Below are 16,962 nucleotides of genomic sequence, written 5' to 3' on the forward strand. Positions count from 1 at the left end.
CGGCTTTTAATCCGCCATTCCAAATCCATCATGAACCGCATTCATTGCTTTTTCAATATCATTCTTGGCAACCAATACCGTGATTCGGATCTCAGATGTCGAAATCATATTAATATTAACACGGGAATTATACAATGCCTCGAACATTCTCGCTGCAACTCCCGGATTACTCATCATACCCGCCCCGACAATGGACAATTTTGCAACATCTTCATTATAAGTTACTTTTTGAATCGTCAGTCTTTCTTTATTCGCATCCAATACCTGAAGCGCATTTTCAAGATCTTCTGAAGCAACGGTAAAGGAAATATCTTTTGTTCCTTCTCTTCCCACAGACTGAAGAATAATATCCACATTAATGTAGCTCTTAGCAAGCGTATCAAAAATCTGGAATGCAATTCCCGGTTTGTCATCCACTCCAATTACCGAGATTCTAGCCGTATTACTGTCCGCCGCAACACCCGTCACTAATAATTTTTCCATTTTGGAAGCCTCCTTCACTACGGTTCCCTCTGAACGGTTCAGGCTGGACCGTACTACTAATTCTACATTATATTTCTTTGCCATCTCTACAGACCGATTGTGAAGTACCTTCGCTCCCAGACTGGCAAGCTCCAGCATCTCATCATAGGTAATCGTATCCAGCTTTTTGGCGTTCTTTACGACTCTTGGATCTGCCGTATAGACACCATCCACATCTGTATAGATTTCACAACGATCTGCGTGAAGCGCCGCTGCCAGTGCAACAGCAGTGGTATCAGAACCACCCCGGCCAAGAGTGGTAATATCGTCATATTTATTGACTCCCTGAAATCCAGTCACTATAACGATCTTTCTGGAATCCAGCTCGTGCTGAATCCGTTCAGTATCCACTCGCTTAAATCGGGCATTTCCATACCGTGAGGTAGAATGCATCATCACCTGAAATGCATTTAAAGAAACCGCTGGCACATCCAGCGCCTGCATTGCCATTGCCATCAAAGATACTGACACCTGTTCTCCTGTAGTAAGGAGCATATCCAACTCTCTCTTTTTCGCCTTTGGGTTGATCGTATTGGCCAGCCCAATCAGATGATCCGTAGTATCTCCCATAGCAGAAAGCACCACCACCACATCATTTCCCGCTTTATATTCTTCAATACAACGGTTTGCGACATTAAAGATCCTTTCTTTATCAGCGACCGAACTGCCGCCAAATTTCTTTACTACTAACATAACTCCTCCTGCAGCAGATGTCCGATCAGACGATAACCATCTTTCTCATACCGTCCTGACGTCTCTGCCGTCTTCTCGTTGTAAGCCACAAGTCCGTCCTGTTCCTTCGTGCTGTCATACAGAAGATATGGTACGGGATCTCCCGTATGGGTCCGAACTTCTATCGGTGTCGGGTGATCTGGAAGCAAAAGAAGTCGATAGTCCTCTCCTGCCTGATTCAGTTTCTCTGCCACTGTTCCCAGGACCTCTTTATCGACATGTTCAATGGCCTCAATCTTATGAGCTGCACTTCCCTGATGTCCCATTTCATCCGGGGCTTCCACATGGATATAAGCAAAATCATATCCGTCTTCTGTCAACGCCTGAACTGCTGCCAGCGCCTTTCCCTTGTAATTGGTATGAAGACCTCCATTTGCACCTTCCACACACACACAGTCCATACCAGCTCCAATGGCAATTCCTTTCAATAAATCTACTGCTGAGATCATCACGCCCTTTTTCCCGGTTCGCTCCTCAAAGGAAGTCAAAGCAGGTTTCGTTCCTGCCCCCCAGAACCAAAGAGAATTGGCTGGTTTCAATCCATTTTTCCTTCGATTTTCATTGATCGGATGATGTTCCAAAATCTCATAACTTTTCTCCATCATCTCCCGTAATACAGGGTCCTTTGGAAGATAAGATCCGATTTTCTTCGTCAAAATATCATGGGGCGGTGTCAGTTCAAGAACCCTTCCCCCCTTCCAGATGAGAAGATGACGATAACTGGTTCCCGTATAAAACTGATAGCCCTCTTTCACAAGTCTTTCTTTTACTGCGCTAAGCAGAACTTCTGCCTCCTGCGTACTGATTTCATCAGAACTGTGATCCAGAATCGTGCGTTCTTCATAAGCGTCCCCTTCTTCTGAAAGAGTCACCAGATTACAACGGAACGAGATATCGGAATCCGCCATATCAACTCCGATACTAAGCGCTTCCAGAGGGGATCTTCCGGTATAATATTTTTTCGGGTCGTATCCCATTACAGCCAGATTCGCTGTATCACTTCCCGGCGCCATTCCCTTCGGTACCATGGAAGTCATTCCAATCTCCGAAACCTTTGCCAGTGTATCCATCACTGGTGTATGAGCCGCTTCTAACGTCGTTCTCCCGGAAAGTTCCGAAAGCGGCCGCCCTGCCATTCCATCACTCAACAATATGATATATTTCATAGGCATCTCCTTTTCTTGCCGTCCTGTTTTCCTAGCCTTCTACACGGATCATATGAAGAATCTGCTCCCGGTATAAACGGGCGCGCACCTCATAATCTCCTTCCATCATCACCGGTGTTATAAATCCAAATTCTCCATCCAGTCCCTCTGCCCGGACAACTTCTACGTCCCCAAAGGAATCATGAATTGCCGGAAGGAGACTTTCCTCTTCTCCTTTTATCCGAACGAAGAAACGACGTTTCGCACCGGCTTTTTCCTCTAACCGAAGCTTCTCTTCCTTCCACATCGTCATAATATTACGGTTCAAATGCTTCGCAGCATCTACGACATCTGCCACTACTGCACTGGCCGTAGGAAGTTTTCCTGCACCACTTCCATAGAACATGGCATCTCCCAGGACATTTCCATGTACAAAAATAGAATTAAACACACCGTCCACATGGTACAGCGGATGATCCGCCTTCAGAAGGAAGGGCGCTACAATTGCATGAAGCCGGTTGCCAGCATAGCGCTTACTGGACGCCAACAGCTTAATTGTCATCCCCATACCCTTCGCATACTTCATATCTTCAGCTGTGATTTGTGTAATTCCTTCACAGTAGATATCTTCAAAATCCACCTGCTGTCCTGAGATCAGGGAGGACAGGATCGCAATTTTTCTACAAGCATCATATCCTTCCACATCCGCTTCCGGATTCCTCTCTGCGTAGCCTTTCTCCTGTGCCTCTTTCAGCACGTCCTCGTAGTCTGCCCCTTCATAGAACATCCGGGTCAGCATATAGTTGGTCGTCCCATTCAAAATACCGGTAATTTCCTCAATCTCATCTGCTGTCAGCGAAGAGTTCAAAGGTCTTATAATCGGAATTCCACCTCCGACACTGGCCTCAAACAGAAAATTAATATTCTGCTCTTTTGCAATGGATAACAATTCCGCACCATGCTTGGCTACCAACGCCTTATTAGAAGTCGCCACACTCTTTCCTGCCTGCAAGGATCGCTTGACAAATGTGTATGCCGGTTCAATTCCTCCCATCACTTCCACAACAATCTGAATCTCTTCATCCTCGATAATCGTCTCAAAATCATGGACAATCTTCTCCTGTACCGGATCTCCCGGAAAATCCTTCAAATCCAGCACATACTTAATGTTCAATTCATCTCCGATTCTCTGACTGATCCGGGAGCCATTGGTATTCACAACCTCTACCACACCGGAACCAACCGTTCCATAACCTAATACCGCTATGTTAACCATATGCCCTCCTTATCCGCTGACTGTTTGTTTCAAATATGCATTGATGAACAGATCAATCTCTCCATCCAACACCGCATTCACGTTACCGCTCTCCGCATTCGTTCTGTGGTCTTTCACCAGTGTATACGGCTGCATCACGTAGGAACGGATCTGATTTCCAAATCCAATCTCCTTAACCTCACCCCGAATATCAGAAACCTTCTCTGCCTGTTCCTGCTCCTTCAGCATCTGAAGCTTCACCTTCAGCATCTGCATTGCCTTTTCTTTATTATGGTGCTGAGACCTTTCATTCTGACACTGTACTACAATTCCCGTCGGAAGATGGGTGATCCGAATTGCGGAAGAAGTCTTATTTACATGCTGACCTCCGGCTCCGCTGGCACGGTAAGTATCAATCTTTAACTCATCATCTGCAATCTCGATATCAATCTCATCTTCTATATCCGGCACCACATCACAGGATGCAAAGGATGTCTGACGTTTCCCCGCTGAGTTAAACGGAGAAATTCTAACCAGACGATGCACGCCTTTTTCTGATTTCAGGTACCCGTAAGCATTCTCCCCGTTCACCTCAAAGGTGACGGACTTTGTTCCTGCAATATCTCCTTCCAGATAATCCAGTATCTGAAGTGAAAAACCTTTCCGCTCTGCCCAGCGACTGTACATACGGTAAAGCATTCCTGCCCAGTCACAAGACTCTGTACCGCCTGCTCCCGCATGGATCGTTACAATTGCGTTACACCCATCATATTCACCAGACAGCAGAGTCTGAATCCGAAGTTCCTCAAATAAAGTTTCAAAGGATGCTATCTCTGTCTGAATCTCCCGAACCATTTCTGGATCCTCTTCCTCGTATCCCATTTCTATTAACACCTGAATATCCTCATAGGTGCAGTACAGACTTTGAATCGTCTCCTGAAGCGCCTGTAAATCTTTTAATTCTTTCATCAGCTTTTGGGATTCTTCCGGCTGATCCCAAAAGCCTGGTTCTTCTATCTTACGCTGTAATTCTTCGATCCGTCTCTCCTTGCCGGCCGGGTCAAAGTGAATCCCTCATTTCAGCAAGTGGTTCCTCATAAGAATTCATCAATGTTTTAAACTGATCTAATTCAACCACCTAATCACCTCTTTTTCTGATTATTTCCGTCCACAGCACTGTTTGTATTTCTTACCGCTTCCACATGGGCATGGATCATTTGGATACACCTTTTTCTCCGCCCGCTTCTTCGGCTCTTTTACTGCGCTGTCATCTTTATTGGTTCCGGTCACCTTTGCAACCTGTTCTCTTTCCACCTTCTGTTCCAACTTGATGTGAAGCAGCGTACGAACCGTATCTTCCTCAATACTCTTCGTCATCGCATCAAACATCTCATATCCTAACATCTTATACTCTACCTTTGGATCTCTCTGACCATATGCCTGCAGACCGATTCCCTGACGAAGCTGATCCATATCATCAATATGATCCATCCATTTGGCATCGATCACCTTCAGAAGTACCACTCGCTCCAGTTCGCGGATGTGTTCCGGCTCTGGGAACTCAGATTCTTTCGCCTCATAAGCCTTGGCAGCCCGCTCTTTGAGCATATGCTTCAACTCTTTCTGGCTCATATTCTTAACGTCTTCTTCCGTAATCGGAGCCATTGGAATCGTATTGTGAAGAGCCAGATTCAACTCAGCTAAATTCCACTCTTCCGGATCCTGATCGGAACTGGTCATACGATCCACCAGGTTTTCTACATATTCGTTCATCATATGGAAAATAGAATCCCGCATATTTTCTCCGTCTAACACCCGGCGTCTCTCTTCGTATATAATTTCTCTCTGCTCGTTCATAACCTGGTCGTATTCCAGCAGATTCTTACGGATTCCGAAGTTATTGCTTTCAATCTTCTGCTGCGCCTTCTCGATTGCACTGGAAAGCATCTTATGTTCAATCTGTTCCCCGTCCTGCACGCCAAGTGTATTAAACACATTCATCAGACGCTCGGATCCAAATAAGCGCATCAGATCATCTTCCAGAGAAATGTAAAATCTGGATTCACCCGGATCTCCCTGACGTCCGGAACGTCCGCGCAGCTGGTTATCAATTCGTCTGGACTCATGGCGCTCCGTACCGATGATCTTTAAACCGCCGGCCTCTTTCGCCTCATCATCCAGCTTAATATCCGTACCACGTCCCGCCATATTGGTCGCAATGGTAACGGCATCATGGATACCCGCCTGAGCAACAATCTCCGCCTCCATCTCATGGAACTTGGCGTTCAATACATTATGCTGAATACCTCTTCTCTTCAGCATTCCACTTAACAATTCGGATGTTTCAATGGTAATTGTACCTACCAGAACCGGCTGATGTTTCGCATGTGCCCGCTCAATCTCATCACAGACAGCGCGGAACTTTTCTTTCTGGGTCTTATAAACCGCATCCTCTAAATCCTCACGGAGAACCGGTTTGTTGGTCGGAATCTCAACAACGTCCATTCCGTAAATCTCACGGAATTCCTTCTCCTCTGTAAGGGCAGTACCTGTCATACCTGCCTTCTTCTGGAATTTATTAAACAGGTTTTGGAACGTAATCGTTGCAAGTGTCTTGCTCTCCCGTTTTACCTTCACATGCTCCTTCGCCTCAATCGCCTGATGAAGACCGTCAGAGTAACGGCGTCCTGGCATAATACGTCCGGTAAATTCATCTACAATCAGAACTTCGTCATCTTTCACCACATAGTCCTGATCTCTAAACATCAGATTATGTGCGCGAAGCGCCAGAATAATATTGTGCTGAATCTCCAAATTCTCCGGATCTGCAAGGTTATCAATATGGAAGAACTTCTCTACCTTCTTTACACCATCCTCGGTCAGGTTGACATTCTTCTCCTTCTCATTGACAACAAAGTCACCTGTCTCTTCAATATCTTCACCCATAATGGCGTTCATTTTGGTGAATTCTCCGCTTGCCTCTCCACGCTCCAGCTGACGGGCCAGAATATCGCATGCTTCATAAAGCTTCGTAGACTTTCCGCTTTGTCCGGAAATAATAAGCGGAGTACGCGCCTCATCAATCAGAACTGAGTCAACCTCATCAATGATGGCATACTTCAGCCCTCTCTGCACCAGCTGCTCCTTATAAATCACCATATTATCACGCAGATAATCAAATCCCAGCTCATTATTCGTCACATAAGTGATATCACAATTGTAAGCAGCCCGTCTTTCATCATTATCCATACTATTTAATACAACGCCGACTGTCAGCCCCAGGAATTCGTGAACCTGTCCCATCCATTCCGCATCACGCTTTGCAAGATAATCATTGACCGTGACGATATGGACACCCTCTCCTGTTAATGCATTTAAATATGCCGGAAGGGTAGACACCAGTGTCTTACCTTCTCCTGTCTTCATCTCTGCAATACGACCCTGGTGAAGAATAATTCCACCGATTAACTGCACTCGGTAATGCTTCATTCCCATTGTACGGAAAGCTGCTTCTCTGACAACCGCATATGCCTCCGGAAGCAGGTCGTCAAGCGTCTCCCCCTCTGCTAGGCGGTTCTTAAACTCTTTGGTTTTTCCCCTCAATTCTTCATCCGAAAGCTTCTGTATCTCCGGCTCCAATGCCTCGATCGCATCTACGATCGGGTAAATTCTTTTTAATTCATTTTCACTATGTGTTCCAAATATTTTTGTAAATAAACTCATGTGACGTATACTCCTTGTCATGAATTTGGCCTATAAATGACCACTCTATCCTTCCATTCTAGCACCAACACTGTTTCAGTTCAACTAATTTATAAAGTGTTCACACTATCGTTACGATTCGGACATAGTCCCTGCCTTTTTACATACTCATAAGGTATCGAACCGCCAAATAAATCCAACGCACTTCCGATTGTATAGTCCAATCGCCCACCCGACATCTGCCGGAAGGCTTCCAAGTCTTCCATTTTCCCGATCCCCCCTGCATAAGTAATCGGTATATTTTCCACAGACCGCAATATTTGCACCAAATTTTCTTCCACTCCGGAGGCTTTTCCTTCTACATCCACTCCATGTACCAGAAATTCATCGCAGTACGCTGCAAGCTCCTCCATCTTCGCTTTTGTAAGACGTACATTCGTAAATGTCTGCCACCGATCCGTCACGATATAGTACGCATCGCCTTTTCTGCGGCAGCTGACATCCAGCACCAGATGCTTTCTTCCCACTGCCTTTTCAAGCTCCTTAAGCCTGTCTAAACGGATTTCCCCGTCCTTAAATACATAGGATGTAACAATGACATGACTTGCTCCGGCCTCCAAATACTCTTCTGCATTCTCCGCCGTAATTCCGCCTCCGACCTGCAGCCCTTTCGGATATGCCCGAAGTGCTTTCAGCGCCTGCTCTTTCGTCTTCTCGTAATAAGGAGAAGACGAAGAGTTCAGAAGAATCACATGCCCACCCGGCAGATCATCCTCCCGGTACATTCTCGCATAATACGCCGCATCCTGATCCGATCTGAAATTTTCAATCGCCTGATCTCCCTGATCTTTCAGGCTTCCTCCCACAATCTGCTTTACCGCTCCATTATGAATATCAATACATGGTCTGAACCGCATAATACTCTCCTTTTTTCATCCGCAATTCTTTGCTTTTCATTGATTCATGTTTCGTGCTTAGTTTATTCTACCATAGGCCGCACTTCTTGAAAAGAGAGCACACTCTATTTCATTTTACATTCAGCCACATTTCCATCAAACAAAAATACCGGGACTTACCAAGCCCCGGCATCACAAATATTCTATCTCACTTTTATCTTGTTGTCTTATCTGGATCATTTTCATCCATCATTTCATTGACTCCGTTTTCGGCATCTTCTTTTATGTCCTTGGCTCCATCTTTGATATCTTTGCCAATTTCATCTGCGACGCCGTCACGATTGCCATCCTCTATGGCATCATTCTTTCCAGCATCATCCATCTTGCCCTCTTCATCATCCGCCATATCTCGATCCTGATCCTTACCTGTATGATCCTGATCCTGCGTCGCCTCGTTATCCTTTGCATTCTTGTCGCTTCCACAAGCGGTTACACTCATCATCGTCCCTGCACACATCAGAACGAGCATCCATTTTTTCAACTGTTTCATGTCTGTCTCCCTTTCCTGTATCATGGTCTGTTATCAAGCAATACTTGCTACAGATACTATTTGCAGATACCGGAAATTTATACCGCTTTTTCTATGGAATTTTTTTCCTTTTCTTTTGGCTGAAACGTAGTTAAAACATCACATCCGTTCTGCAATCTTTCCACTTCGGTAAGCTGCCAGCAGACGTTCCAGATCCAAAATCTGTTCCTGCAACTCTCGTCCTACATCCGTATCCCCAACCAGCTTACGCTCAACCACCCGTTTAACGATTGTACTGTCCGAATGAATATCACTTTCTTTTTCGATGGCAGCTTCCGTAGATTCAAACGGCTCATGGGCGGCCAGAATCAAACCGTAAGAATTATAGATAAGCGTATACCCTGCAATTCCCGTTTCTTTCTGATAAGCTTTGGAAAATCCACCATCAATAACCAGAACTTTTCCACCACATTTCACCGGACTCTCCCCACTTTTACTCTTAACCGGAACATGCCCATTGATAATGTGGCTTCCCTCTTCCGGCAGACCAAACTCCCGCAAAATTCCATTCATTGCCTGCTCATTCTCCAGAAGATGATAGTAGGGATTTTTCTCTTCCTTATGGGTCGCTTTATCTGCAAGAAAATACCGTTCAAACGTCGCCATCTTATCCTTTCCAAAAAGCGGAGAATCTTCTCCCAGCCAGATATACCACATCAAATCCCGACCTTTTTTTCGCTCTTCTTCCTCCATCGCATAAAAGCCTTTTCTCACAGAACTTTCCAGCATCTCGTACAAGCTTTTCCCCTGATATTCTTTCCCATATAAAGAAACTTTCTTCAAGCTCCCATCTTCCGCAAGCGGTACACAGCCATGATACAGAAGATTCTGATTGCAAATCTTATAAAGCCCGCCTTTACTTAGCAGAAACCTCATATGCCGCTGCAGCTTTTCACAATTCTGAAAGGCTCCCGTCAGACGCTCCATAATCTCCTCTTCCTCTTTCGTCAGCGCATAAGGATCTTTCCGATCAACCGTAGGGAAATTCGTATCTAACAGCTCATATGTATGCCCCTGTATCTCTATCGTTCCAGTCTCACAATTCATAAGGTGCAAAAGATTCCTGCTATCCAAGTGAAATTCCGGATGCTCTCGGATCAATTGCCCTTCCACCTTAAACTGAATCACAGACATTGCCTTATGCATCTTTATTTCTAAGAGCTTCTCTTCTTTCCCATGCCCGGATTCTCCTTTCAGCTGAAAGCAGGCACAAGAATCCTGCTCATACGTATTCATCGCAAATGTGGCAAGCGGAAGCAGATTAATTCCATATCCATCCTCAAGAATATCTAAATTGCCATACCTTGCGCAAATGCGTATCACATTCGCAATGCACCCTCTCTGACCGGCTGCTGCCCCCATCCACAACACATCATGATTCCCCCACTGAATATCCACAGAATGGTACGCCATTAACTTGTCCATAATAATGTGCGGCCCAGGCCCCCGATCATAAATATCCCCTACAATATGAAGATGATCTACGATCAGCCGCTGGATCAGCTCACTTAGTGCAACAATAAACCGATCTGCACGCCCAATACGGATAATCGTACTCACAATTGCATTATAATAGGATTCTTTATCTATTCCTTCTGCCTTTTCCGTCATCAGCTCTTCGATCACATAGGCAAAATCCGGCGGAAGGGCTTTGCGCACTTTAGAGCGGGTATATTTACTTGCTGCACATTTACACACTTCTATCAGGCGATACAGAGTAATCCGGTACCATTCCTCCATATTTTCTTCTTTCTGTCTGATCCGCTCCATCTTCTCTTCCGGATAATAAATAAGAGTAGCAAGCGTCTGTTTTTCCCTGCTACTCATTGTATTCCCGAATACATCTTCAATTTTACGGCGCACTGATCCCGAACCATTCTTAAGCACATGAGAAAAAGCCTCATATTCCCCATGAATATCCGTAAGAAAATGCTCCGTGCCTTTCGGCAGATTCAGAATCGCCTGCAGATTAATGATCTCCGTTGATGCCTTGGCGATGGTTGGATACAATTCAGAAAGGCGTTCCAGATAACGATCTTCCAATTCTTTCATGTAGTCCTCCTTCTCTTTGCAGACAAGGACAGCAAAATCCGGCTTTTTCGTCCATCTCCTGCTGTCCTTGTTCTGTAAAGTTAAAAATGAATTACATCTGACATATCATAGCGCCCAGCTGGTTTCCCTGCCAGGAACTTCGCAGCTTCCACCGCTCCTTTTCCAAATACAGATTTGGAATACGCAGTATGCTTAAACTCAATCACCTCATCCACACCGGCAAAAATCACTTCATGGTCTCCCACGATCGTTCCACCACGTACAGCTGAGATTCCAATTTCTTTCTGATCTCTTTTCTGTCTGACCTGGCTTCTGTCATATACATATGTATATTCCTGATCCAAAGCCTCATTGATCGAATCTGCCAAAACCAGAGCCGTTCCGCTTGGTGCATCTACTTTCTGGTTGTGATGCTTCTCCACCAATTCAATATCGTAACCAGCCGGTCCCAGAACCTTTGCCGCATCCTGAAGGAGCTTCATTAAAAGATTGATTCCCAAAGACATATTGGCAGATTTTAAGACTGCCGTCTTTCCTGCCGCCTCTTCTACCTTCGCAAGCTGCTCTTCGGAAAGTCCCGTTGTACACAGTACAACCGGAAGCGCCTTCTCCACACAGTACTCAAGAAGCGCATCCACTGCCGCCGCATTGGAAAAATCAATCACAACATCTGCTTCCACATCACACTTCTCAATGCTGTCAAATACCGGGTAGTCGTTGGTGATTCCCATATACCGATCAATTCCCGCCACAATTTCTATCTGTTCATCTGCTTTTGCAAGACCACTGATCACCTGACCCATCTTGCCATTACAGCCATGCATAATCGCTCTTACCATCTTTTTCTTATCCTCCTGTCACTTCTGCAAAAGCATTTTCGCCATTGTATGTATCACGCCATGCCACTCCTAGACAAGCGCAATCCCGAAATCCTTCATTGCCTTCGCCAGTGATTTCTCATGTTCCGGTGTCAGTTCCGTAAGCGGCATCCGAAGCGGACCACAATCGTATCCCATCAGCTTCATCGCCTTCTTTACCGGAATCGGATTCACTTCGCAGAACAGCTGCTCTACCAATGGAATCGCCTTTAACTGAAGTTCTGTACTGGCCTTTATCTCTCCGTTAAAGAAGAATTCACAGATATCGTGCGTCTCTTTCGGAGCAACATTAGACAATACAGAAATGACTCCCTTTCCGCCCAGTGACAGAATCGGCACAATCTGATCATCATTTCCGGAATAAAGATCAATGTTCCCATCCGTCATTGCCATAATTTTCGCAACCTGGGAAATGTTGCCGGAAGCTTCCTTGACTCCTACAATATTATCTACATTCTTCACCAACTCTGCAACGGTAGCTGGCTCGATGTTACATCCTGTTCGACTTGCAACACTGTACATAATAATCGGAGCTTTTGCTTCTCTGGCAACTGCTGTATAGTGAGCAATCAGTCCCTGCTGGGTTGCCTTATTGTAATACGGAGTCACAACCAGAAGTCCGTCTGCTCCGTTTTCAGCCGCCTCTCTTGACATCTCAACAGCCGTTCTGGTGCAATTTGAACCGGTTCCTGCAATTACCGGAATCCGCTTTTTCGTCCGCTCAATGGCAAACTTCACACACTCCATATGCTCTTCTTCCGTCATCGTGGCTGATTCCCCTGTAGTTCCACATATAATAATACTATCCGTACCATTCTCACAGTGATAGTCAATTAATTCGTCCAGCTTATCATAATTGATCTCTCCATTCTCCTGAAATGGGGTTACGATCGCTACGCCTGCGCCTGTAAAAATAGACATAATATCCTCCTGCCTTTCTATCAACATTCTGAAATACATTCATAATGAAATTCTATCATTATTCAAATATGATGTCAATGAAAAGCCCTTCTCTACTCCATGCACTCAAGTTTGCTGACCGACACCTCGTATGCCACCCGTCTTTCCGTCCTCTCTTCTGTCAGCTTTTTCACATATTCCCGGCTTTGGATTCTCCCTGTAATCTGCACATGTTCTCCAACTTCAAAGGAAGAAGCATACCTGGCATTCCTTCCCCAGCAAATACAAGGTATGTAATCGGATTTTCCATAAGGTCGGTTAACCGCCAAAAGAAGATCTGCAATTTCTCGTCCAAGAGGCGTCTTCCGATACACCGGAAGTTTACAGATATATCCGTCTAACAGGATATTATTTGTCTTCGCTCCATCCAGCTCTTCTTCAACAAATTCAATCTCCCGCGCAAACACAGACAGAACCAGTCTGTTCTTCACCTCGTCATGTCGGTTATAGGACCGAAACTGTCCGCTCACCATAATAAATTCTCCTGTGTAATCCTGTGATACATCAATCAGCCGTTCCGATACCATAACCGGAATCTGATCCTGTGAGTTGCTAAGTCTTCTGACACTTACTTCTACCATATAGAATCCTTCTCCAAACACCTCATGGCTGAATGTAAATGGAGTTACGATTTCTCCCATAATGGTTACCTGGTTGTTTTCAATAATCTTATCTGACATAATTTGAGTTTCTCCCTTCCTCTGCGTCGTATTTCTAGGTCATTAATCAGTCTATGAACGGTTCTGGCATTTTAGAACTACTTTTTTCAAAAAATCAGATATCCGCATCCCGGTACTTGTAAAATCCACAAAATATGATAAACTATTAAAGTTAATGTAAAAAAATGTATTTAATAGGTAGAGAAAAGGAAGGTTCATATGAAAACAAAACGTGAAGATGTTCGTAATATTGCAATCATCGCCCATGTTGACCACGGTAAAACCACCCTGGTGGACGAGCTGTTAAAACAAAGCGGTGTATTCCGTGAAAATCAGGAAGTAGCCGAACGTGTCATGGACTCTAACGATATCGAGAGAGAGCGTGGAATCACCATCCTCTCTAAAAATACTGCCGTCTATTATAAAGGTACGAAAATCAATATCATTGATACACCAGGACACGCTGACTTCGGAGGCGAAGTAGAACGTGTTTTGAAAATGGTCAACGGTGTTATTCTGGTCGTAGACGCATTTGAAGGCGCCATGCCGCAGACCAAATTCGTATTAAGGAAGGCACTGGAATTAGATCTTCCAGTCATCGTCTGCATCAATAAGATCGACCGTCCGGAAGCAAGACCGGAAGAAGTTATTGACGAAGTTCTGGAGCTTCTGATGGATCTGGATGCATCCGACGATCAGCTGGATTGCCCATTCATCTACGCTTCCGCCAAATCCGGAATTGCTGTTTTAGACTTAACAGATGAAGAAAAAGATATGCAGCCGCTGTTCGAGACGATTCTCGACTATATTCCAGCTCCGGAAGGTGATCCGGAAGCCCCGACTCAGATGCTGATCAGCACCATCGACTACAATGAATATGTCGGCCGAATCGGCGTTGGAAAAGTAGACAACGGTACCATTGCCGCCAACCAGGATCTGATCATGGTTAACCACCACGAGCCGGACAAACAGAAGAAAGTAAAAATCAGCAAATTGTATGAATTTGACGGATTAAACAAGGTTGAAGTCAAAGAAGCTTCCATCGGTTCCATCGTTGCCATCTCCGGTATTGCAGATATCTCCATTGGTGACACACTCTGCTCCCCGGAAGATCCGACTCCGATCCCGTTCCAGAAGATTTCTGAACCAACCATCGCAATGCAGTTCATTGTCAATGACAGCCCATTTGCCGGCCAGGAAGGAAAGTACGTTACCTCTCGTCACCTCCGCGACCGTCTGTTCCGTGAGTTGAACACAGACGTCAGCCTTCGAGTGGAGGAATCCGAGAACACCGACAGCTTCCGTGTATCCGGCCGCGGTGAACTTCATCTTTCTGTATTGATCGAAAATATGCGTCGAGAAGGCTATGAATTTGCAGTCAGCAAAGCAGAAGTTCTGTATAAAAAAGATGAAAGCGGGAAATTATTAGAACCAATGGAAGTCGCTTATATTGATGTACCGGAAGAATTCACCGGAACAGTCATTGATAAATTAAGCCAGAGAAAGGGAGAACTCCAGAATATGGGAACCGCAAGCGGTGGTTACACTCGTCTGGAATTTAAAATCCCATCCAGAGGTCTCATTGGCTACCGCGGAGAATTCCTGACTGATACCAAAGGAAACGGAATTATGAACACCGCATTTGACGGATATGCCCCATACAAAGGCGATATCCAGTACCGCAAACAGGGATCCCTGATTGCATTTGAAACCGGAGAATCCGTAACCTACGGTCTCTACAGCGCCCAGGAACGTGGAATCCTCTTTATCGGCGCCGGCGAGAAAGTTTACTCCGGTATGGTAATCGGCCAGAACGCTAAAACAGACGACATTGAAGTAAACGTCTGCAAAACCAAGCACCTGACTAATACCCGTTCTTCCAGCGCAGACGATGCACTGCGCCTGTCTCCTCCGAAGATCTTAAGTCTGGAAGAGGCGCTTGATTTCATCGATACCGATGAACTTCTGGAAGTAACACCGGAAAACTTGAGAATCCGCAAAAAAATCTTGGATCCAAAAATGAGAAAACGAGGAAACAGATAATGTCATTCTTATGGTTTTTAGAGGGGATTCGTACCCCATTTCTCGATAAACTAATGCAGTTTATCACTTATTTCGGCCAGGAAGTTATCATCATTGCGTTTGTCTGTGCACTATATTGGTGCATAGACAAACGTTTTGCATATCTGCTTGGTTTCACTTACTTTACCGCCGGTCTTTGTGTCCAGACCTTAAAAGTTACCTTCCGCATTCCCCGCCCCTGGGTACTGGATCCCGCTTTCCATGCAGTTGAAAGCGCAGTCCCCGGAGCTACCGGCTACTCTTTTCCCAGCGGACACACCCAGGGAGCCACCTGTCTGTTCTACCCGCTGGCGAAAAAGTCCCAAAAACTCCTCCTCAAAATCCTCTGCGTATTAGCTTTTCTTCTCATTGGATTTTCTCGGATGTACCTGGGCTGCCATACTCCAAAAGACGTGCTGGTATCTATGGGATTGTCTCTTCTTATCGCCACATTCATCTGGCACTTTCAGTCTGCATTTCTTGACGATAACCGTTACCTTAAGCCTATTGCCTTAATACTCTTTCTGACTTCTATAGCTGTTGCACTCTATGCACTATGGCTTATGAAAAACGGAACCATTAGCGCCAAATATGCTTCCGACTGCTGCAAAGCCGCAGGCGCAGGTCTTGGCTTTTCTGTCGGCTGGTACCTAGAGCGAACCCATTTCCATTTTGATCCCCAAATCGGCTCTACTTCCGCAAAGGTAATCCGACTGCTTTTGGGGCTATTTTTCACCGTACTCTTAAAAGAAGGTCTTGGGATGCTGGCACAAAGTTCTATCTTGGCAAAGATGGCGGAATACTTTATACTGGTATTATGGATTTTAATTATCTATCCATGGATCTACCATAAACTAGCCAGGAGGAATTTATGAAACATTTTGCAGAAAAATTTTTACAACGTGTAGCAGTTATCTTGGAATTTTTCATCGCTCTTATGTTATCTGTCGGTATTATTTTACTTTGTCTTCGGATGGCAGGTTCACTGATCTATATTCCAGATCTGCAAGTGTGGCCAAACTATGACGATCTGCTAGAGACATGCTTTAACCTGATTATCGGTGTTGAGCTGATTCGCATGATGTATTACCACACGCCAAACACCGTCTTCGAGGTACTGCTCTTTGCCATTGCAAGACAGGTCATTATCGACCACTCTTCTATTATGGGCAGTCTGATCGGCGTCTGTGCCATCGCAGTCCTGTTTGCTACCAGAAAGTTCTTATTCTGCGAATTCGATATAGCAGAAGAAATCATTTTCCGAGCAAGCACAAAGGCTCATACCGTTAACAAACTTCTCGATATTGATATTCCACATGAAAAAGGGGAAACTCTTCTCGATGTCCTTTCAAAAAAATGTGAAGAGTACGATATCGAAATCGGGGTTGGTGCGAGTGTTTATTTTCCAGACTTTGGTCTTCGTGTAGCCAAAATGCATGACAAAAAAGTTTCAAGAATTCAAGTAATACATGCTATACATTGACGTCAAAACGTGTTATACTACATATATC

General features: G+C 45.0%; 14 protein-coding genes. 3 read left to right on the top strand and 11 right to left on the bottom strand.

The genetic code is table 11. The features are described from left to right. Positions 1-6 precede the first annotated feature (6 nt). The 11 genes from C0979_RS03595 to C0979_RS03645 form a co-directional block, all read right to left on the bottom strand. The gene (locus C0979_RS03595) at positions 7-1,215 is read right to left on the bottom strand and encodes an aspartate kinase (protein ID WP_101694676.1); all 1,209 of its coding nucleotides are present in this window, start codon (positions 1,213-1,215) and stop codon (positions 7-9) included. Then, positions 1,209-2,420, bottom strand: coding sequence for a cofactor-independent phosphoglycerate mutase (locus C0979_RS03600; protein ID WP_101694677.1), 1,212 nt, complete (start codon positions 2,418-2,420; stop codon positions 1,209-1,211). The genes C0979_RS03595 and C0979_RS03600 overlap by 7 nt, the downstream gene beginning before the upstream one ends. A gap of 31 nt (positions 2,421-2,451) precedes the next feature. Then, on the bottom strand, positions 2,452-3,675 hold the full coding sequence (locus tag C0979_RS03605) for a homoserine dehydrogenase (protein ID WP_101694678.1): 1,224 nt from the start codon (positions 3,673-3,675) through the stop codon (positions 2,452-2,454). Positions 3,676-3,684: 9 nt separating this feature from the next. Continuing rightward, a protein-coding gene (prfB, locus tag C0979_RS03610; protein ID WP_101694679.1) for a peptide chain release factor 2 occupies positions 3,685-4,792 on the bottom strand; the annotation gives its coding sequence in 2 pieces (ribosomal slippage) (positions 3,685-4,716 and positions 4,718-4,792; 1,107 coding nt in all). A gap of 20 nt (positions 4,793-4,812) precedes the next feature. After that, complete coding sequence (gene secA / locus C0979_RS03615; protein ID WP_101694680.1) at positions 4,813-7,377, bottom strand: preprotein translocase subunit SecA; 2,565 nt, start codon at positions 7,375-7,377, stop codon at positions 4,813-4,815. 89 nt (positions 7,378-7,466) lie between these two features. Continuing rightward, complete coding sequence (gene hisA / locus C0979_RS03620; protein WP_101694681.1) at positions 7,467-8,273, bottom strand: phosphoribosylformimino-5-aminoimidazole carboxamide ribotide isomerase; 807 nt, start codon at positions 8,271-8,273, stop codon at positions 7,467-7,469. Between the two features lie 193 nt (positions 8,274-8,466). Further along, positions 8,467-8,802, bottom strand: a complete 336-nt coding sequence (locus C0979_RS03625) for a hypothetical protein (RefSeq protein WP_101694682.1) — start codon at positions 8,800-8,802, stop codon at positions 8,467-8,469. 138 nt (positions 8,803-8,940) lie between these two features. Continuing rightward, on the bottom strand, positions 8,941-10,893 hold the full coding sequence (locus tag C0979_RS03630) for a fructose-1,6-bisphosphatase (protein WP_101694683.1): 1,953 nt from the start codon (positions 10,891-10,893) through the stop codon (positions 8,941-8,943). A gap of 80 nt (positions 10,894-10,973) precedes the next feature. Further along, positions 10,974-11,732, bottom strand: a complete 759-nt coding sequence (gene dapB, locus C0979_RS03635; RefSeq protein WP_101694684.1) for a 4-hydroxy-tetrahydrodipicolinate reductase — start codon at positions 11,730-11,732, stop codon at positions 10,974-10,976. A gap of 69 nt (positions 11,733-11,801) precedes the next feature. Then, on the bottom strand, positions 11,802-12,692 hold the full coding sequence (gene dapA, locus C0979_RS03640; RefSeq protein WP_101694685.1) for a 4-hydroxy-tetrahydrodipicolinate synthase: 891 nt from the start codon (positions 12,690-12,692) through the stop codon (positions 11,802-11,804). A gap of 92 nt (positions 12,693-12,784) precedes the next feature. Next, positions 12,785-13,411, bottom strand: a complete 627-nt coding sequence (locus C0979_RS03645; protein ID WP_101694686.1) for a single-stranded DNA-binding protein — start codon at positions 13,409-13,411, stop codon at positions 12,785-12,787. A 198-nt stretch (positions 13,412-13,609) separates the two neighbouring features. Here C0979_RS03645 and typA point away from each other — a divergent pair, with 198 nt between their 5' ends. Genes typA through C0979_RS03660 form a run of 3 tightly spaced genes read left to right on the top strand, consistent with a single transcriptional unit; the run spans position 13,610 to position 16,934 of the window. Beyond that, entirely contained in the window at positions 13,610-15,433 is a 1,824-nt protein-coding gene (typA, locus tag C0979_RS03650; RefSeq protein WP_101694687.1) for a translational GTPase TypA, read from the top strand. After that, complete coding sequence (locus tag C0979_RS03655; protein WP_101694688.1) at positions 15,433-16,326, top strand: phosphatase PAP2 family protein; 894 nt, start codon at positions 15,433-15,435, stop codon at positions 16,324-16,326. The genes typA and C0979_RS03655 overlap by 1 nt, the downstream gene beginning before the upstream one ends. Next, positions 16,323-16,934 carry a transporter gene (locus C0979_RS03660; RefSeq protein ID WP_101694689.1) on the top strand — a complete coding sequence of 204 codons (612 nt, stop codon included), beginning with the start codon at positions 16,323-16,325 and terminating at the stop codon, positions 16,932-16,934. The genes C0979_RS03655 and C0979_RS03660 overlap by 4 nt, the downstream gene beginning before the upstream one ends. Positions 16,935-16,962 lie beyond the last annotated feature (28 nt).

The sequence above is a fragment of the Dorea phocaeensis genome (genome assembly GCF_900240315.1).
Taxonomy (GTDB): Bacteria; Bacillota; Clostridia; order Lachnospirales; family Lachnospiraceae; genus Dorea_B; species Dorea_B phocaeensis.